At 29.5% G+C, this 19,912-nt stretch carries 12 protein-coding genes; 4 read left to right on the forward strand and 8 right to left on the reverse strand.

The genetic code is table 11. From position 1 onward, the window contains the following. The first annotated feature begins 32 nt into the window (after positions 1-32). Together R3342_RS09795 and R3342_RS09800 are read left to right on the forward strand one after the other, a co-directional pair. Entirely contained in the window at positions 33-986 is a 954-nt protein-coding gene (locus tag R3342_RS09795) for an acetyl-CoA carboxylase carboxyltransferase subunit alpha (protein ID WP_318939856.1), read from the forward strand. A gap of 62 nt (positions 987-1,048) precedes the next feature. Continuing rightward, positions 1,049-2,587, forward strand: coding sequence for an NAD(P)H-hydrate dehydratase (locus R3342_RS09800; protein ID WP_318939857.1), 1,539 nt, complete (start codon positions 1,049-1,051; stop codon positions 2,585-2,587). A 79-nt stretch (positions 2,588-2,666) separates the two neighbouring features. On the opposite strand, the gene R3342_RS09805 is transcribed toward R3342_RS09800, so the two are convergent. Then, entirely contained in the window at positions 2,667-3,680 is a 1,014-nt protein-coding gene (locus R3342_RS09805; RefSeq protein ID WP_318939858.1) for a redoxin family protein, read from the reverse strand. Between the two features lie 10 nt (positions 3,681-3,690). After that, a complete protein-coding gene (locus R3342_RS09810) occupies positions 3,691-5,067 on the reverse strand; it encodes a redoxin domain-containing protein (RefSeq protein ID WP_318939859.1) in 1,377 nt (458 codons plus the stop codon). A gap of 133 nt (positions 5,068-5,200) precedes the next feature. Here R3342_RS09810 and hutH point away from each other — a divergent pair, with 133 nt between their 5' ends. After that, a complete protein-coding gene (gene hutH / locus R3342_RS09815) occupies positions 5,201-6,712 on the forward strand; it encodes a histidine ammonia-lyase (protein WP_318939860.1) in 1,512 nt (503 codons plus the stop codon). A 245-nt stretch (positions 6,713-6,957) separates the two neighbouring features. Here the strand turns inward: hutH and R3342_RS09820 are convergent, their stop codons facing one another. From R3342_RS09820 to R3342_RS09830, 3 genes are read right to left on the reverse strand one after another with little or no spacing between them, the layout of a single operon-like run. Then, positions 6,958-7,554: a peroxiredoxin-like family protein gene (locus R3342_RS09820; RefSeq protein WP_318939861.1), complete on the reverse strand. Its 597-nt coding sequence runs from the start codon at positions 7,552-7,554 to the stop codon at positions 6,958-6,960. A 47-nt stretch (positions 7,555-7,601) separates the two neighbouring features. Then, a complete protein-coding gene (locus R3342_RS09825; protein WP_318939862.1) occupies positions 7,602-7,931 on the reverse strand; it encodes a DUF962 domain-containing protein in 330 nt (109 codons plus the stop codon). Positions 7,932-7,968: 37 nt separating this feature from the next. After that, entirely contained in the window at positions 7,969-9,768 is a 1,800-nt protein-coding gene (locus tag R3342_RS09830; RefSeq protein WP_318939863.1) for a TonB-dependent receptor, read from the reverse strand. A gap of 67 nt (positions 9,769-9,835) precedes the next feature. On the opposite strand from R3342_RS09830, the gene R3342_RS09835 reads away from it, so the two are divergent. Further along, positions 9,836-11,335 carry a PLP-dependent aminotransferase family protein gene (locus tag R3342_RS09835; RefSeq protein WP_318939864.1) on the forward strand — a complete coding sequence of 500 codons (1,500 nt, stop codon included), beginning with the start codon at positions 9,836-9,838 and terminating at the stop codon, positions 11,333-11,335. Between the two features lie 36 nt (positions 11,336-11,371). On the opposite strand, the gene R3342_RS09840 is transcribed toward R3342_RS09835, so the two are convergent. The 3 genes from R3342_RS09840 to rpoB all read right to left on the reverse strand — a co-directional run bounded on the left by R3342_RS09840 (position 11,372) and on the right by rpoB (position 19,855). Next, positions 11,372-11,686: a DUF3467 domain-containing protein gene (locus tag R3342_RS09840; protein ID WP_318939865.1), complete on the reverse strand. Its 315-nt coding sequence runs from the start codon at positions 11,684-11,686 to the stop codon at positions 11,372-11,374. Positions 11,687-11,689: 3 nt separating this feature from the next. Continuing rightward, positions 11,690-15,964: a DNA-directed RNA polymerase subunit beta' gene (rpoC, locus tag R3342_RS09845; RefSeq protein ID WP_318939866.1), complete on the reverse strand. Its 4,275-nt coding sequence runs from the start codon at positions 15,962-15,964 to the stop codon at positions 11,690-11,692. Positions 15,965-16,039: 75 nt separating this feature from the next. Continuing rightward, a complete protein-coding gene (rpoB, locus tag R3342_RS09850) occupies positions 16,040-19,855 on the reverse strand; it encodes a DNA-directed RNA polymerase subunit beta (protein ID WP_318939867.1) in 3,816 nt (1,271 codons plus the stop codon). Between the last annotated feature and the right edge of the window lie 57 nt (positions 19,856-19,912).

Consider the following 19,912-nt stretch of genomic DNA (forward strand, 5'->3'; position numbering starts at 1 on the left):
GTATATTTGTAGCCATTTCTAAACTAAAAAATATGGAATATTTAGATTTTGAATTACCAATTAAAGAACTTGAAGAGCAATTAGACAAATGTGAACTTATTGGAAAAGAAAGTAATGTTGATGTATCTGAAAGTTGTAAAAACATAGAAAAAAAACTGATTAAAACTAAAAAAGATATTTATAAAAACCTAACTGCTTGGCAACGAGTTCAACTATCCAGACATCCAAATCGCCCATATACTTTAGACTATATTTGTGCTATGACTGGCGATACTTTTATGGAATTACACGGAGATAGAACCGTAAAAGATGACAAAGCAATGGTTGGTGGTTTAGGTAAAATTGGAGATCAATCTTATATGTTTATTGGTCAGCAAAAAGGTTTTAATACTAAAACACGTCAATATAGAAATTTTGGGATGTCAAACCCTGAAGGATATAGAAAAGCGCTTCGATTAATGAAAATGGCTGAAAAATTTGGAATTCCAGTAGTTACTTTATTAGACACTCCTGGCGCTTATCCTGGTTTAGAAGCAGAAGAACGTGGTCAAGGAGAAGCTATTGCCAGAAACATATTAGAAATGACTCGATTAAAAACTCCAATTATTACAGTGGTTATTGGTGAAGGAGCTTCCGGTGGTGCATTAGGAATTGGTGTTGGAGATAAAGTTTATATGATGGAAAACACATGGTATTCTGTTATTTCTCCAGAATCTTGTTCTTCTATTTTATGGAGAAGCTGGGAATATAAAGAACAAGCTGCCGAAGCATTAAAATTAACTGCTGAGGATATGAAAAAACAAAAATTAATTGATGCTATTATAAGTGAACCTCTTGGAGGAGCTCATCACGATAGAGAAACTGCTTTTAAAGAAGTAGAAAAAACAATTGTAAATGCATACGATGAATTAAAAAAATTATCAACTGAAGAGCTTGTAAAAAATCGTATGGAGAAATACACTAATATGGGAGTATTTAAAGATTAATTATTTTATAAATAGTAAAAAATTAGGCTCATTTTGAGCCTTTTTTTATTAATTTTAGTGCTATGTATATACTATCTTCAAAACAAATGGCACAAGCAGACAAAGCAACTTTGTCAAAAAAAGGTATTTCCTCTATAGAATTAATGGAACATGCTGCAAAACTTTGCTTTCAATGGTTACAGCAACACTTAAAACCTAACGATGTTAAAATTCACGTATTTTGTGGTATTGGAAATAACGGTGGAGATGGATTAGTTATTACTCGTTATTTAATAGAAAATAATTATAATGTAACTAGTTATATTGTCAATTTCAGTCATAATAGAAGCGAAAATTTTCTCACTAATTATGAACGTGTTAAAGATATTGGAGACTGGCCTATAGTTATTTCAACTGAAAATGAATTCCCAGATATTAATGAAAGTGATCTTGTTATTGATGCAATATTTGGAAACGGATTATCTAGACCTCCTAAAGGATTTACAAAAAAATTAATTCAATACCTTAACCAAAAACATGCGTTTACTTTAGCTATTGATTTGCCTTCTGGTTTGTACAGTAATAAAAGTGTTGAAAATGATAAAAATGTATTAAAAGCAAATCATATTCTTACTTTTCAATATCCAAAACAAGCCTTTTTCTTATCTGAAAACAAAGACTTTTTTGAATCTTGGGAAATTATACCTATTGGACTAGATGAAGCTTTTGTAGAAAATATTCATCCAACCTATAATTATATTACTAAAGATGATATACTTCCTATTTATAAATTTAGAAAAAAATGGGATCATAAAAGTAGTTTTGGACATTCTCTATTAATAGGTGGAAGTTTTGGTAAAATTGGCGCAATTACTTTAGCCTCAAAAGCTGCTTTGAAAGTAGGAAGCGGATTGGTTACTGCATATGTTCCTAAATGTGGTTATCAAATTTTACAAACTGCCATTCCTGAGGTAATGACGGAAGTAGATACGGATGACCTTCTCGCCTATTTTAATTTCAAAACGAAAGCTACTGTTATTGGTATTGGTCCAGGTATGGGAATTGCTGAAAAAACAGCTAAAGGATTTGAAAGTTTTATTAAAGAAAATAGAATTGCCTTAGTAATAGATGCCGATGCCATTAATTTATTGGCAAAAGATAATAATCTATTAGATTTTTTACCAAAAAATACAGTATTAACTCCCCATCCTAAAGAATTAGAACGGCTAATTGGAAAGTGGGATAATGATTATGAAAAATTAACTAAAGCGCAAGATTTTACAAAAAAATACAATTGTATTTTAGTTTTAAAAGATGCAATTACGGCAGTGGTAACTAAAAATGAGACATATTTTAATTCTACAGGAAATCCTGCACTTGCAACTGCAGGAAGTGGGGATGTATTAACGGGATTAATAACAGGATTAATAGCTCAAAATTATACACCTTTACAAGCTGCAATTTTTGGTGTTTACTTACATGGTTTAACAGCCGATATTGGTAGCTTAGATATTGGATACGAATCCTTTACTGCTAGTTCTATTTTAGAATATTTACCAGATGCTTTACTAAACCTATTTGAAAAACCATCTACTCCAGAAGATACTGAACAAGGGAATTAAAAAGAATAAATTTTTAAATAAAAAAACTCCTAATTATAAATAATTAGGAGTTTTTATTTTATTATTATCTAAAAGATACTTATTTCAAGTTATTTAACAAATCTCTTACGGTTTTACTAGAAGGTCTTGGAGCATCTGCATCTACAATTTTTCCTTTAGGATCAATTAAGATAAATCTTGGTATAGAATTTATTCCATATTCTTGAATAAATTTTGATTCAAAATTATTTTTTGCAAATAATTGAATTCCTCTTAATTCTTTTTCTTTTACCATTTTTAACCAAGTATCATGAGCATTTTCCTTATCAACAGATATACTTACAAACTGTATGTTTTTATTGTGATAATCTTTTTCTAACTCTTTTAAATATGGTATTTCAGCTTTACAAGGAGCACACCATGTTGCCCAAACATCTATATAAACATATTTCCCTCTTAAATCTTTTAAAGAAGTTTTAGATCCATCATAATTTTCATAATTATCAAATACTGGAGATTCTTTTCCTTCAGCTAAATTAACCAAGCTCTCATGCATTTTTTGGTAATTTGTATTTATATAATTAAAAAACATTTGGTCATTTCTGGCATCCATTTTTTGAATTAATGAATCTACATTTTTTTCAGTTTCTTTATAGGATTTTAACTTAGCTTCAGCTTCAGCAATTTTGGCATCAAAATCATTTTTATCTAGTTTAAAATAGGTTCTTGGATTACCTAAATCACTCATATAAAAAGATTTCTTTTTAGTTAAATAATTATTAGTTTCTGCACCAACACCAGTGTAATCTACTCCATCTGAAAATTTTTCTCCTCTAAAATTTAAATTTAAATTATAACCATTATCTAAAAAGATAGTTTCTTTTTCATTATTAGCAGATAATAAATGTATTCCTTTTGTTACTTTTAAAGTATCGGAAAAAGTTCCATCTTTATTTACATTAATTTCTTTTAATAACCCTTTTCCTTGAATAGTTAATTTAGATACATTAGGTGTTTTTAAGGTACCTTTAATAGTTACATAATCTTTGTTTTTAGTGTTGTTGTTACATGACACTATAGTTACTATGGCTAAAAGCCAAATAAATTTTCTCATTTTATAATTATTATATTTTTAAACTTTTAAATAAATCTTCTAATTTGGTATTATCTGAAGGTCTTGGTGCATTTGAGTTAACAATATTTCCTTCTGGATCAATTAAAATAAATCTAGGGATTCCTAAAATTAGATAGTTTTTAACAAACTCTGAATTCCAATCATTATCTGCAAATAATTGATAACCTTTTAAATCTTTTTCTTTCACCATTTTTAACCATTTATCATGATCTTTTTTCTTGTCTACAGAAATGCTCACAAAATTAATGTTTTTGTGCTTATATTCTTCCTCTATTTTTTTTAATGATGGAATTTCGGCTTTACAAGGCCCACACCATGTTGCCCAAACATCTATATAAACATATTTTCCTTTTAAATCATCTAATGAAGTTGTACCTCCTTTAAAATTTTCATAATTATTAAATTTTGGTGAAGGTTGGCCTTTAGCTACAGTTTTTAACTTGTCATAACTTCTAGTAATTTCTTCTTTTTGTTTTTTATTGGTAGAAGCTTCCATAAATATTTTATAGTATCCTTCTATATCCTCGGTGTAAGTTATTCCATATTTTGCAGCATTATATAACAAATCATTTTTTATTATTTGACTTGGAATATCACTTGCTACTTTTAAAAATGCTAAATCTTCATCTATTGAATCTTTTTTAGCTTCAACCAAAGCTTGATCTCTATAAAAGTTAGTAACCAAAATTCTGTATGCTCTTGAAAACTTAAAATCTCCTTCATCCGTATAAATAACATTTTCTAAATCGTCTAAAAAATGTTCTGAAACTTTAAAATCTGGCAATTTTGCATAGTGCGCATGATAAACTTCATAACGATTAATAGCATTATAATATTTATATTCTATATTTCTAATTTCACTATCGGTAAACGATTCTGGAATATCTTTTAAACTATAAATTAAATCTGTAAGCTCATCTTTTTCTTTTTGAAAAAGAGCTTTATAATCATTTTCATCTAATAAATAAATTTTCGTTCCTTTTGCTCTTATTTTCTGCTCAATTTTAGATTTTTGGAATAAATAATCAGAAATTTTAGAGCCTTCACCTTCAATTTTATACGTTTCATCAAAATTATTTGAATCATAATTTATTTGAAGATTCTCTCCTTTTTCAAGGTAAAGAGGAATATTATTATTTCCATCACGTAACCAATAATGACCTTCTTCAATTTTTAAAGTATCTAAAAAACTTCCATCATCTTTTAACTGAATTGTTTTAGAATAATCTCTAAAACCGTCTATTAGACTAATTTTATCACTTTGTTTATTAACAACTTTACCCGAAATTACTGTAAAATCTTTTTTAACCTCTTTATTACAAGAAATTATTGATAACACAGCAATTAAAATCCAGATTTTTCTCATAAATAAAATAAATTTTAATATTTTTTTTCAAAGATAATCTATATTCGTGAATAAAATAAAGTTAACATTACTTTAACAAATAATTTGCATATTCTAATATGTTTATGGAATTTTGGGTTCTTAAATTCTACAAATGAAAAATGTACATTATATAGATTCGAATTTAGTTACTTTCGAAATTTTAAATGATATAATATTAACAGAAAAAAAGCTAAAACTTTCAGAAGAAGCCATAGCTAAAATTAATAAATGCCGATCCTATTTAGATGAAAAAATAAAACATGATTCTGCTCCTATTTATGGAATAAATACTGGATTTGGATCTTTATGTGATGTAAAAATTAGCGCTACTAACTTAACCAAATTACAAGAAAATCTGGTAATGAGTCATGCTTGCGGAACAGGAGATAAAGTACCTAAAAACATTATTAAACTCATGTTATTTCTTAAAATTCAATCGTTAAGTTATGGCCATTCTGGTGTACAACTTAAAACTGTTGAACGCTTAATTGAATTTTACAATAATAATATTTTACCTGTTGTATATACGCAAGGATCATTAGGTGCTTCGGGAGATTTAGCGCCTTTAGCTCATTTAGCTTTGCCTTTAATTGGTAAAGGAGAAGTATATTATAATGATAAAGTTATTACTGGTGAAGCTCTTCTAAAAGAGTTTAATTGGCAAAAAATAGAATTACAATCTAAGGAAGGATTAGCATTGTTAAACGGAACACAATTTATGACTGCTTATGGCACTCATTTAATTTTAAAATCCTTTAAATTATCATATTTAGCTGATTTAATTGGGACTTTATCTTTAGAAGCTTTTGATGGAAGAATAGAGCCCTTTAATGAATTAATTCACTTTATTCGTCCTCATAACGGACAAATAAAAACAGCGCAACAAATAAAAAGTTTTTTAACCGATAGCCAATTAATTAACCAACCTAAAGCACATGTTCAAGATCCTTATTCTTTTAGATGTATTCCTCAGGTTCACGGAGCTAGTAAAGACGCTTTAAATTATTGTAAAAAAACATTTTTAACTGAAATAAATGCGGTTACCGATAATCCAAATATTTTTGTTGATGCTGATGAAATAATATCTGGAGGAAATTTTCATGGACAACCTTTAGCTTTAGCCTTTGATTTTTTAAGTATTGCAATGGCAGAATTAGGAAGTATTTCTGAAAGAAGAATATTTCAATTAGTTTCCGGATTACGCAATTTACCTCCATTTTTAGTAAAAAACCCTGGATTAAATAGTGGTTTTATGATTCCTCAATACACGGCAGCAAGTATTGTCAGTCAAAATAAACAATACGCTACGCCTTCATCTATTGATTCTATCGTATCCAGTAATGGTCAAGAGGATCACGTTAGTATGGGTGCAAATGGCGCTACTAAAGCTATGAAAGTAGTAGATAATTTAGAAACTATTTTAGCTATTGAATTGTTAAACGCATCACAAGGACTTTATTTTAGACTACCATTAAAAACTTCCCCATTTTTAGAGTCATTTTTACAAGCTTATAGAAGTGAAGTCCCGTTTGTTGAAGATGACATAATACTTAGTACTGAAATAAATAAAACCGTATCTTTTATAAAAAATACTATAATTGATATTGAAGAAATATTAAACTAAAAAACAAAAGCGGTAATTAATTACCGCTTTCTAATTCAAACAAATTTACTTAAAATATTTACTTATCTAACTTTTCTATATTTAAATAAACTTTACTAACACCCCAAAAGTACTAAACATTAGTATTCAATTTACTTGTATATTATGCTTTTAGTAAAATATTAACTTGATTTCGGGAAATTTTAAAAGTTATGTTAAATTTCAAGTAAAAACTTGTCGGTTTTTAATAAATTTTAACATTAGGTCTAATTTAGATGTGTTAAAATTTCTTCAATATTGGATCTATTTTTATAATCAGGATCGTATTGCACGTATTTAATTTTTTTATCTTTTCCAATTAAGTAAGTTGCAGGAACAGGAAGTACGAAATTTTCTTTTTCATTATACTCCATTACTTTTTTAAGAGTAAACTCAAAATATTTAGGAACATTTTCTTTTGTGACATTAAAAGCCACTTTATAATTGTTCATTATTATATCATCTGAATCGTAAATTATTGAAAAGCTATTATGAAATTTAACCGATGTTTCGTTAATTTTAGCTTGCTTTTCTGGGCTTACTAACAAAACTTTAATATTTTTTGCTTGTAGATTTTGTAGATTTTCCTCCAAACTTTTTAAATGTTTGTTGCAATACGGACACCAATTTCCTCTATAAAAAATTAATAAAATCTGATTTTTTTCTAAAATTTCATCTGAATTTATTTTATTTCCAAATTGATCGATTCCAGATATTTTAGGCGCAATTTCGCCTATTTTTAAATGTTCATTATTAATTTGGGAAGTAACTTTTCCAATAAATAAAAATTGAAAAAGCGTTAGCAAAGTTATTCTCATTATCATAATTGACTTAGTTTATTTTAAACTTCGTCGAAAATAATAGTGAATAATTACAAAGTTTTATCTTTAGAAGCATCTAATGATAACTTATTAGATAAAATATCAAAATACATTTTAAAATCAGATTTTAAACTCCATAAAGGATATTTAAATGTCGCTGGCTTATTCTTTTCAAAAAAGAAATGTCCAACCCAAGCAAATCCATATCCTGCAATTGGTACCAAAATTAATAAAGCTGGATTCAAATACAATATGCTTGTTAAAGTTAAAGCCAAAACCACTGTAGTTCCAATAACATGCAATAGCCTACAAATTTTATTTTTGTGTTGAGATAAATAAAATGGGTAAAATTCTTGAAAGGATGTTATTTTCGTTTCCATAATTATATAAAAGTTAAATATACAATTTTACAACTATTTAATAAATATTATATTTTAAACCTATCATTAAATTTCCCTTAGGCATTGGTACTAAATTTGTTTCCGTGTAAACCGCATTAAAAATATTATTAGCGTTTAAAGATAGTTCAGTTTTTTTAAGTTTTGCTGAAATTTTAGCATCCACTACATTATAACTAGTTCCATCTGTTCGTTCAACATATCTAAAAGATAAGTTTTGATGAATATTTTTAAAAAATTCAGTTTGAATGCTAGTGTTAAACTGATGCTTTATGCTATTTAATGAATAACGTGTAAATTGTACATTTACATCTTTAATATCATCATTAATATAATTATAACCTAACTGAAATATTTGATTATAATTATTAATTTTAAACTGATAGTTAACTGTAGTTTCAACTCCTTGAGTTACGACTTTACTAAAATTTTGGGTTTTCCATTTATCCGTTTCATTCTCTTTAGTCCAATCGATTAAATTATCAGAATTCCTATTAAACAATGCTAAAGTAAAGTGGAATTTATTAGAGTTGAATTTAAATCCAACTTCTTCAGATAAAGCAGATTCTGGTCTTAAATTAGGGTTTCCTTGAGTTGTTGGTCCAACATAAAACATATCTGTAAAAGTTGGAACTCGGTAAGTATAACCAATATTTCCATATATTTTAACTCTATCAGAAATTCTATAACCTATTGCCAAACCAGGGAAAGCATTTGTTTTAAAATCGGAATAATAACTAACCGCAATTCCTGGTGTTACATCAAATTTGTCTTTAAATTCAAAACGATGTTCAAAAAATCCTGTAAGCACAGTTCTATTGTGATTTCCTAAATTATTGCTAATTAAAAAAGTTCTTGATAAATCAAATCCAATACCTGTTTTTCCTAACTTAGAATTAATTACCACATTTGTTTCTGCTCCTAACTTATTAGAAATATGCAAATTACGATAATAAGAAGGGTTATTTCTTATAAACAAGTACATATCTTGATTACGTCTCCAATAAATTCTTGGCTTAATTTGCATTATTGAAGTTTTATAATTGGAAGAAACAGCCACTAAATTAGTTTGTGTTTCTTCATATTGATCTGTAAATTCTGGACTAGCGTAAAATCCATTGGCTCCAAATTTACGTTGTACAAAAGTGCTAATTAACTGATAATTATTAATGGAAGTTTTTAAAAATGAATTTACATTTTGAAAATCTGTATTATAACGATATCCATCTGATTTTTGAAAACTAATAGATGCATAAACATCACCTTTTTCAAATTTTTGACTTATGGCAGCTAATCCTTTTTTATTTTGATAAGAACCATAATTCACCCCTAAATTTAATGAATTATTTCTAATCCTTTTAGTGATAATATTTATTGCTCCTGTAAAAGCATTCTGACCATAAACACGAGCGGCTGAACCTTTTATTATTTCTATGCTTTCAATATCTTCTAAAGGTAAAATAGCATTCATGTTATGATGCCCAGTTTGAACATCATCCATTTTTACACCATCAATTAAAATTAAAGTTTGATCAAAATTACCACCTCTAATATATAAATCCGATTGCATTCCATCAACTCCTCTTCTTCTAATATCAATTCCTGCAACTTGTTGTAATAAATCTGCCAAATTAGTAACAGCTGCATTATGTATTTCTTCTTTTGAAATTAATTTTATAGTTTGTGATGTTTTACTAAATGGTAAACTTATTCTGTTAGATAATACTTTAACTTCTTTTAATTTGATAGTATCTTTTTGTGCATACACCGAAGCACAAGTAAATAATAAAATGTATATTAATTTAATTAAAATTTTCATAAATAGTTATTTAAAAACGCAGCAAAAATAGTAACTTTCCGGACGATTAATATAGACCAGTTTTGAAATGATAGATAGTCCGGTTAATACTCTTTTTAAACAGCTCATTAATTTAGATAAATCTAAATCCCATCCTTTATATCTTCAAGTATCTGGACAAATTGTAAATGCAATTCAACGTGGCTATTTAACCAAAGGTACTATTCTACCAGGAACCCGTGTCTTGAGTCAATTATTAAAAATTCACAGAAATACTGCTGTTGCAATCTACGAAGAGTTAGCATCTCAAGGCTGGGTTGAAATTATTCCAAATAAAGGCACGTTTATTATAGAACCAGAACAAAAAACAGCAAAAATAAAAGCAACTTCTCAAAAAATAAATGAAGCATATACCTATGCTAAAACTACAGGATTTCCTTTTCATCAGTCATTTCATTTAGCATCAACAGTTCAGTTTACAAAAGCTAAATATACCATTAACGATGGTAGACCTGACTTACGTTTACATCCAGTGCATCAATTCACAAGGTGGTATAGTGCTACTATGAAACGAAAAACGTTAATAAATAAATGGAATAAATCAACCGATTTTTTCAACTCTTCATTTCAAACTCAACTATGTAATTACTTAAATGCAACTAGAGGCTTTCATATTAGTCCAAATAACTTAATAAATACACGTAGTACAGAAATGAGTTTATACGTAGTATCTCAACTCTTAATAAAACCAAAAGACGTTGTACTGGTAGGAGAATTAAGTAATTATGCTTCTAACATGATTTTTCAACAAACAGGAGCAAGTATAAAAACAATCCCTGTAGATAATGAAGGTTTAGATATTGAGTACATAAAAAAACATTTTGTAAAAAAAAGTATTAGATGTGTGTATATATATGCCCATAGAGATTATCCAACAGCAGTCACATTAAGTGCAGAACGCCGCCTAAAACTACTACAACTAGCTAAAGAGTATGGATTTGCTATAATTGAAGATGATTTTGATTACGATTTTCAGTTTGAAGGTTCAGCAATGTTACCTATGGCTAGTGCAGATGCAAACGGAATGGTTATTTATTTAGGAAAATTTGGGCAATCCTTATTTCCAAGTTTTCAAACTGGGTTTGTAGTGGCTCCTGAAAATCTGATATCGGAAGCGAAAAATTATTTAGAATTACTTGATAAACAAGGTGATTTAATACAGGAACAAATGCTTTCAGAATTAATTAATGAAGGTGAAATTTACCGGCTTACGAAAAAAAATATTGTTATCTATAAAAAAAGACGTGATGTTTTATGCAATCTTTTAACTAAATACTTTTTAGATATAGCGAAATGGAAAATTCCTTCTGGTGGGTTAGCCATTTGGCTAGAGTTTCGACCAAAAATATCGTTACTAAAACTAGCTAAAGAAGCTGAAAAAAATGATTTATTTTTACCAAATACCATTCTTTATCAGGATAAAAATACTTGCGCTATCCGTTTTGGTTTTGGACATTTAGATGAAAATGAAATAGAACTTGTAATTAAAAAATTAAAAAAATCTTATAATGAAGTAATTCTAAAATAAAAAAAACCGAACAATTTTTGTTCGGTTTTTTTTATTTTATGCTTCGCCTGTTGGCCCAAAATTCATTGGAATTGGAGGCTGTTCATAATCTTTAATTTCACCATGAGCTTCTTCAAACCTACTAACATTTTCTGCTAAAGCTTTAACTAATCTTTTTGCATGCTGAGGCGTTAAAATAATTCTCGATTTTACCTTTGCCTTTGGTTGCCCAGGCATAACACTTATAAAATCAACTATGAATTCCGATATTGAATGGTTAATAATTGCCAAATTAGAATAAGTTCCTTCAGCTATATCCTTATCCAATTCAATATTTATTTGTCCTTCTTTATTAGGTTTTTGATCGCTCATAATTTATAAATTTGAATCCATTTCTTCTTTAGAACCCACAATCATATTATCATATATTCTCATTCCTGTACCTGCTGGAATTCGTTTACCAACAATTACATTTTCTTTTAAACCTTCTAAAGTATCTACTTTACCACTAACAGCAGCTTCGTTTAATACTTTAGTTGTTTCTTGGAATGATGCTGCAGATATAAATGATTTAGTTTGTAATGAAGCTCTTGTAATTCCTTGTAAAATTTGTTCAGCAGTTGCAGGTTTAGCATCACGTGCTACTACTAAGTTTTTATCTTCTCTACGTAATATAGAGTTCTCATCTCTTAATTGACGAGCAGTAACTATTTGACCTTCTTTTAAATTTTCAGAATCACCAGCAATTTCAACTACTTTCATTCCGTAAATTTCATCATTTTCTTCAATAAAGTCATTTTTATGAACTAATTGATTTTCTAAGAATAAAGTATCTCCAGAATCAATAATTCTAACTTTACGCATCATTTGACGTACAACAACTTCAAAATGTTTATCATTAATTTTTACCCCTTGTAAGCGGTATACTTCTTGAATTTCATTTACAATGTATTCTTGTACAGCACTTGGTCCTTCAATATTTAAAATATCATCTGGCGTAATTGAACCTTCTGAAAGTGGCATACCTGCTTTTATAAAGTCATTTTCTTGTACTAAGATTTGGTTAGATAATTTAACCAAGTACTTTTTAACTTCTCCAAGTTTTGATTCTACTAAAATTTCACGGTTACCACGTTTAATTTTTCCAAAAGAAACAACACCATCAATTGCAGAAACAACTGCTGGATTTGAAGGATTACGAGCTTCAAACAATTCTGTTACTCTAGGTAAACCTCCAGTAATATCACCGGCTTTACCAGATTTTCTAGGAATTTTAACAATTATTTTACCAGTAACAATTTTTTCTCCATCTTCTACAATTAAGTGAGCGCCTACTGGTAAGTTATAAGATCTAATAATATTATCATTATCATCTTTAACTAATAAAGTTGGTACAACTTTTTTGTTTTTAGATTCAATAATTACTTTTTCCTGGAAACCTGTTTGTTCATCAATTTCTGCAAGATAATTTACTCCTTTATCTATGTTTTCAAACTGAATTGTACCAGCGAATTCTGAAACAATAACTCCGTTAAATGGATCCCATTTACATATTGTTGTATTCTTTTTAAGCTTTTGTCCATCTTTAACAAAAATTGTAGATCCGTAAGGAATATTATGAACACTTAAAACAGTTCCTGTTTTTTCATCAGTCATTTTAATTTCTGTAGTTCTAGAAATTACAATATCAATTTCATTTCCTTCACTATCCTGACCTTTAACAGTTCGTAAATCGTCAATAACTGCAACACCTGCAAATTTTGAAATTAAACTATTATCTTCTGAAATATTACCAGCAACCCCACCAACGTGGAATGTACGTAAAGTTAACTGTGTACCAGGCTCTCCAATAGATTGTGCAGCAACAACACCAACAGCTTCACCAATTTGAACCATTTTTCTGTTAGATAAACTATGTCCATAACATTTAGCACAAATTCCTTTTTTAGCCTCACAAGTTAATGCTGATCTAACTTCAACTTGATCAACGCCTGATTCTTCTATTTGTTTAGCTGTTTCATCATTAATTTCTTCACCAGAAGCAACAATGATTTCTCCAGTTTCCATATTGGTAACATCATGTAATGAAACACGACCTGCAATTCTTTCACTTAATGACTCAACAATTTCATCGTTTTTCATTAAAGGCTTAACAGTTAAACCTCTAAGCGTTCCACAATCATCTTCATTAATAATTACATCTTGAGAAACATCTACTAAACGTCTTGTTAAATAACCAGCATCTGCAGTTTTTAAAGCTGTATCCGCTAAACCTTTACGAGCACCGTGAGTAGAAATAAAATATTCTAAAATTGATAATCCCTCTTTAAAGTTTGATAAAATTGGATTTTCAATAATTTCTCCACCACTTGATGTAGATTTTTTAGGTTTTGCCATTAATCCACGCATACCTGTTAACTGACGAATTTGTTCTTTTGAACCCCTCGCACCAGAATCTAACATCATATAAACGGAGTTAAATCCTTGTTTGTCTTCACGTAAACGCTTCATTGAAAGTTCGGTCAATCTATTATTAGTAGATCCCCAAATATCAATTACCTGATTGTAACGCTCTTTATTTGTAAGCATACCCATATTATAGTTTGCTATAATATTGTCTACTTGTTTATTAGCGTCTGCAATCATTTGTTGTTTTTCTGGTGGAATAATAATATCACCTAAACTGAAAGATAATCCACCTCTAAAGGCAAAATTATATCCCATAGATTTCATATCATCCAAGAACTTACCTGTTGTAGGAACATCGGTTACTTTTAATACTTTACCAATAATATCTCTTAACGATTTTTTGGTAAGTACTTCATTTATATAACCAGCTTGAATAGGAACAACTTCATTAAATAATACTCTACCAACGGTAGTATCTATTATTTTAGTTACTATTTCTCCATTTTCATCAATATCCTTAGTTCGTACTTTTATTTTTGCATTTAATTCAACTGCTTGTTCGTTAAAAGCAATATTTACTTCTTCAGGAGAATAGAAAGTTAAGCCTTCTCCTTTAATCTTATTTTCAGGAGTAGAACTACGTTCTTTAGTCATATAATATAGTCCTAATACCATATCTTGAGAAGGTACAGTAATAGGAGCTCCATTTGCTGGATTCAAAATATTATGTGAACCTAACATTAACAACTGAGCTTCTAAAATAGCTTCTGGTCCTAATGGTAAATGCACTGCCATTTGGTCACCATCAAAATCGGCATTAAATGCAGTACACGCTAATGGATGTAATTGTAACGCTTTTCCTTCAATTAATTTTGGTTGGAAAGCTTGAATACCTAAACGGTGTAACGTAGGAGCACGGTTTAATAATACAGGATGTCCTTTTAAAACATTCTCTAAAATATCCCAAACTACTGGTTCTTTTTTATCAATAATTTTTTTAGCTGACTTAACCGTTTTTACAATACCTCTTTCAATTAATTTTCTAATTACAAAAGGTTTGTATAATTCGGCAGCCATATCTTTTGGAATACCACACTCATATAATCTTAGCTCTGGCCCAACAACAATTACTGAACGAGCTGAATAATCTACACGTTTACCTAATAAGTTTTGACGGAAACGACCTTGTTTACCTTTTAATGAATCAGATAATGATTTTAAAGGACGGTTAGATTCTGTTTTTACTGCTGATGATTTACGCGTGTTATCAAATAATGAATCTACAGATTCTTGTAACATACGTTTTTCATTACGTAAAATTACTTCAGGGGCTTTTATTTCTACTAATCGTTTTAAACGATTGTTTCTAATAATTACTCTACGGTATAAGTCATTTAAATCAGAAGTTGCAAATCTACCACCATCTAAAGGCACTAATGGTCTTAATTCTGGTGGAATTACAGGAATCACTTTCATAATCATCCATTCAGGACGATTTTCTCTATTTTTATTTGCATCTCTAAAAGCTTCAATTACATTTAATCTTTTAAGAGCTTCTGTTTTACGTTGTTTAGAAGTTTCGGTATTTGCTTTATGACGAAGTTCATAAGATAATTGATCCAAATCTATACGATTGAATAAATCAATTAAACATTCTGCTCCCATTTTTGCAATAAATTTTTCAGGATCAGAATCATCTAAATATTGATTTTCAATTGGGAAAGATTCTAAAATATCTAAATATTCTTCTTCTGTTAAGAAGTCCATTTTTTGTAATGGCTCTCCTTCTGCATTTGTTGCACCAGCAGGTTGTATTACTACGTAACGTTCGTAGTAAATAATCATGTCTAATTTTTTAGATGGTAATCCTAATAAATAACCCATTTTATTTGGTAATGATTTAAAATACCAAATATGAGCTACAGGAACCACTAAATTTATATGTCCTACTCTATCTCTTCTAACTTTTTTTTCTGTTACTTCAACACCACAACGGTCACATACAATTCCTTTATAACGGATTCTTTTGTATTTACCACAAGCACATTCATAGTCTTTTATAGGGCCAAAAATTCGTTCACAAAATAAACCATCTCTTTCTGGTTTGTGAGTTCTATAATTTATGGTTTCTGGTTTAAGAACTTCTCCTCTAGATTTCTCTAAAATAGATTCTGGTGAAGCCAAACCAATAGAAATGTTATTGAATTTTTTTACAGTGTATTTATCATTTTTTCTTGCCATAATGATGGATTCGAATTTAAAATTGTAAAAATATATTGTAAAGTAAGGAGACACATGCCTCCTTACTTATTGTTATTAATCTTCTAATCTAACGTCTAATCCTAAACCTTGTAGTTCATGCATTAATACGTTAAACGATTCTGGTAATCCAGGTTCTGGCATTTCATCACCTTTAACAATAGCCTCATACGTTTTTGCTCTACCAATAACATCATCAGATTTTACGGTTAACATTTCACGTAAGGTTGCAGATGCTCCATATGCTTCTAATGCCCAAACTTCCATTTCCCCTAAACGTTGACCACCCATTTGTGCTTTACCACCTAAAGGTTGTTGTGTGATTAATGAATAAGGACCTATTGAACGTGCGTGCATTTTATCATCAATCATATGACCTAATTTAATCATATAAATAACACCTACTGTTGCTTTTTGATCAAATCGTTGACCTGTACCTCCATCATATAAATACGTATGTCCATATTGTGGAACTCCTGCTTTATCTGTTAAATCAGTAATTTCATCAATAGTTGCACCATCAAAAATTGGAGTAGCAAATTTATTACCAAGCTTTTGCCCAGCCCAACCTAAAACGGTTTCATAAATTTGACCAATATTCATCCTTGAAGGTACCCCAAGTGGATTTAAAACTATATCAACTGGTGTTCCATCTTCTAAGAAAGGCATGTCTTCTTGACGAACAATACGAGCAACAATACCTTTGTTACCATGTCGTCCAGCCATTTTATCTCCAACTTTTAATTTACGCTTTTTAGCAATATAAATTTTGGCTAGTTTTAAAATACCTGAAGGCAATTCATCTCCAACTGAGATAGTGAATTTCTCTCGACGTAATGAACCTTGTAAATCATTCACTTTAATTTTGTAATTGTGAATTAATTCCGAAACTAAATCATTTAAATGATCATCTGTTGTCCAAGTTCCTTTAGTTAAATGGTTGTAATCAGGTACAGCATTTAACATTTTAAGAGTGAATTTTTTACCTTTTTGTAAAATTTCTTCTCCTAAATCATTTAAAACGCCTTGTGATGTTTTTCCACTTACTAGAGTAAATAATTTTTCAATTAAAGCAGATCTTAATTCTTCAAATTTAGCTGTAAATTTACTTTCTAAATTTGCAATATTTACTTTATCTTGAGCTCTTTTAGTTTTATCTTTTACTGCTCTTTCAAACAGTTTTTTATCAATAACTACACCTCTTAAAGAAGGAGAAGCTTTTAATGATGCATCTTTTACATCACCCGCTTTATCACCAAAAATAGCTCTTAGTAATTTTTCTTCAGGTGTTGGATCAGATTCTCCTTTTGGTGTAATTTTACCTATTAAAATATCTCCAGGTTTTACTTCTGCACCTACTCTAATCATTCCATTTTCATCCAAATCTTTAGTTGCTTCTTCTGAAACATTTGGAATATCATTTGTAAGTTCTTCTGCACCAAGTTTTGTATCTCTAACATCCATTGAATATTCATCAATATGGATAGAAGTAAAAATATCCTCTTTTACTACTTTTTCAGAAATTACAATTGCATCCTCAAAGTTATACCCTTTCCAAGGCATAAAAGCAACTTTCATATTTCTACCAAGTGCTAATTCTCCTTTTTGTGTTGCATAACCTTCACAAAGTACTTGTCCTTCTTCAACTCTATCCCCTTTTTGAACAATTGGTTTTAAGTTGATTGAGGTACCTTGGTTTGTTTTTCTAAACTTAATTAAATCGTAAGTTTTACTATCTCCATCAAAACTAACCATACGATCTTCATCAGTTCTATCGTATTTAATGGTAATAATATTTGCATCTACATATTCTACTTCTCCTTCTCCTTCTGCATTAATTAAAATTCTAGAATCTTTTGCAACTCTACGTTCTAAACCAGTACCTACAATTGGAGATTCTGGCTGTAATAATGGAACTGCCTGACGCATCATATTTGATCCCATCAAAGCACGGTTTGCATCATCATGTTCTAAGAATGGAATTAAAGATGCTGAGATAGATGCTATTTGGTTTGGGGCAACATCCATATAATTAACCGCGTTTGGTTCAACTACTGGATAATCTGCTTCTTCACGAGCAATAACTCTATCACTTACAAAATTACCTTCTGTATCTAGTGGTAAATTAGATTGAGCAAATTTCTTTCCTTCTTCTTCTTCAGCACTTAAATATTTTGGCAATTCATTTAGATTTACTTTTCCTTCTAAAACTTCTCTATATGGTGTTTCAATAAATCCTAAATTGTTTACTTTGGCATAAACTGCTAAAGATGAAATTAACCCAATGTTTGGACCCTCTGGAGTTTCAATTGGACATAAACGTCCATAATGTGTATAGTGAACATCCCTTACCTCAAAACCAGCTCTTTCACGTGATAAACCTCCTGGTCCTAATGCAGATAATCTTCTTTTGTGTGTTATCTCAGCTAATGGATTAGTTTGATCCATAAATTGAGATAATTGGTTTGTACCAAAAAATGAGTTTATAACAGAAGATAATGTTTTAGCATTAATTAAGTCAATTGGCGTAAATACTTCATTATCTCTAACATTCATTCGCTCACGAATAGTACGTGCCATACGAGATAAACCTACACCAAATTGGCTGGCCATTTGTTCACCTACTGTTCTTACACGTCTATTTGACAAGTGGTCAATATCATCAACTTCAGCCTTAGAATTAACTAATTTTATTAAGTTTTTAATAATAGTAATTATATCTAACTTAGTTAAAACTTTTTGATCTATACTTTCATTTAGTTCTAACTTTTTATTCATTCTATAACGTCCTACCTCACCTAAGTTATAACGTTGTTCTGAGAAGAATAATTTATCAATAATACCTTTTGCAGTTTCAAAATCTGGCGGTTCAGCATTACGCAATTGTCTGTAAATATGTTCAACAGCTTCTTTTTCAGAGTTTGTTGGATCTTTTTGTAACGTATTGTGAATAATTGAATATTCCGCTATTTGATTATCTTCTTTATGAAGTAAGATAGTTTTAGAACCTGATTCTACAATTTCATCAATATGTTCTTTTTCTAAAACAGTATCTCTATCTAATATTATTTCGTTCCTTTCAATGGAAACAACTTCTCCTGTATCTTCATCTACAAAGTCTTCAAACCAAGTTTTTAATACACGAGCCGCTAATTTTCTACCTAAAACTTTTTTAATACCACTTTTTGAAACTTTTACTTCTTCAGCAAGATTAAAAATTTCAAGAATATCTTTATCTCTTTCGTAACCAATTGCTCTAAATAAAGTGGTTACAGGTAATTTTTTCTTTCTATCAATATAAGCATACATTACTTGATTGATATCTGTTGCAAATTCTATCCAAGATCCTTTAAATGGAATAACTCTAGCAGAGTACAACTTGGTTCCGTTTGCGTGGAATGATTGCCCGAAGAATACCCCTGGCGATCTGTGCAACTGAGATACAATAACTCTCTCAGCGCCGTTGATTACAAATGTACCGCTATGTGTCATGTAAGGGATTGTACCTAAATATACATCCTGAACAATAGTTTCAAAATCTTCATGTTCTGGATCGGTACAATATAATTTTAATCGAGCTTTTAAAGGAACACAATATGTTAATCCTCTTTCAATACATTCTTGAATAGTATATCTTGGAGGATCTACAAAGTAGTCCAAAAACTCTAACACAAAATTGTTACGAGTATCTGTAATAGGGAAGTTATCTAGGAAGGTTTTATATAATCCTTCGGTACTTCTCTCATCTGCTTTGGTTTTTAATTGGAAAAAATCTTGAAACGATTTTACTTGAATATCCAAAAAATCTGGATATTCCATAACCAAATTAGCTGATGCGAAGTTTATTCTTTCGGTGAATTTTTTTGATGCCAATGGACAATAACTTTAGGTTAAAAAAATATTAAAATATAAGAACGAATATATACGCAA

It is taken from the genome of Lutibacter sp. (assembly GCF_033723435.1).
Lineage (GTDB): Bacteria > Bacteroidota > Bacteroidia > Flavobacteriales > Flavobacteriaceae > Lutibacter.

What these genes read in the sequence shown, in the direction of transcription:
- R3342_RS09795 (WP_318939856.1), top strand. Translation starts at nt 33, where the DNA reads ATGGAATATTTAGATTTTGAATTACCAATTAAAGAACTTGAAGAGCAA.
- R3342_RS09800 (WP_318939857.1), top strand. Translation starts at nt 1,049, where the DNA reads ATGTATATACTATCTTCAAAACAAATGGCACAAGCAGACAAAGCAACT.
- R3342_RS09805 (WP_318939858.1), bottom strand. Translation starts at nt 3,680, where the DNA reads ATGAGAAAATTTATTTGGCTTTTAGCCATAGTAACTATAGTGTCATGT.
- R3342_RS09810 (WP_318939859.1), bottom strand. Translation starts at nt 5,067, where the DNA reads ATGAGAAAAATCTGGATTTTAATTGCTGTGTTATCAATAATTTCTTGT.
- hutH (WP_318939860.1), top strand. Translation starts at nt 5,201, where the DNA reads ATGAAAAATGTACATTATATAGATTCGAATTTAGTTACTTTCGAAATT.
- R3342_RS09820 (WP_318939861.1), bottom strand. Translation starts at nt 7,554, where the DNA reads ATGATAATGAGAATAACTTTGCTAACGCTTTTTCAATTTTTATTTATT.
- R3342_RS09825 (WP_318939862.1), bottom strand. Translation starts at nt 7,931, where the DNA reads ATGGAAACGAAAATAACATCCTTTCAAGAATTTTACCCATTTTATTTA.
- R3342_RS09830 (WP_318939863.1), bottom strand. Translation starts at nt 9,768, where the DNA reads ATGAAAATTTTAATTAAATTAATATACATTTTATTATTTACTTGTGCT.
- R3342_RS09835 (WP_318939864.1), top strand. Translation starts at nt 9,836, where the DNA reads ATGATAGATAGTCCGGTTAATACTCTTTTTAAACAGCTCATTAATTTA.
- R3342_RS09840 (WP_318939865.1), bottom strand. Translation starts at nt 11,686, where the DNA reads ATGAGCGATCAAAAACCTAATAAAGAAGGACAAATAAATATTGAATTG.
- rpoC (WP_318939866.1), bottom strand. Translation starts at nt 15,964, where the DNA reads ATGGCAAGAAAAAATGATAAATACACTGTAAAAAAATTCAATAACATT.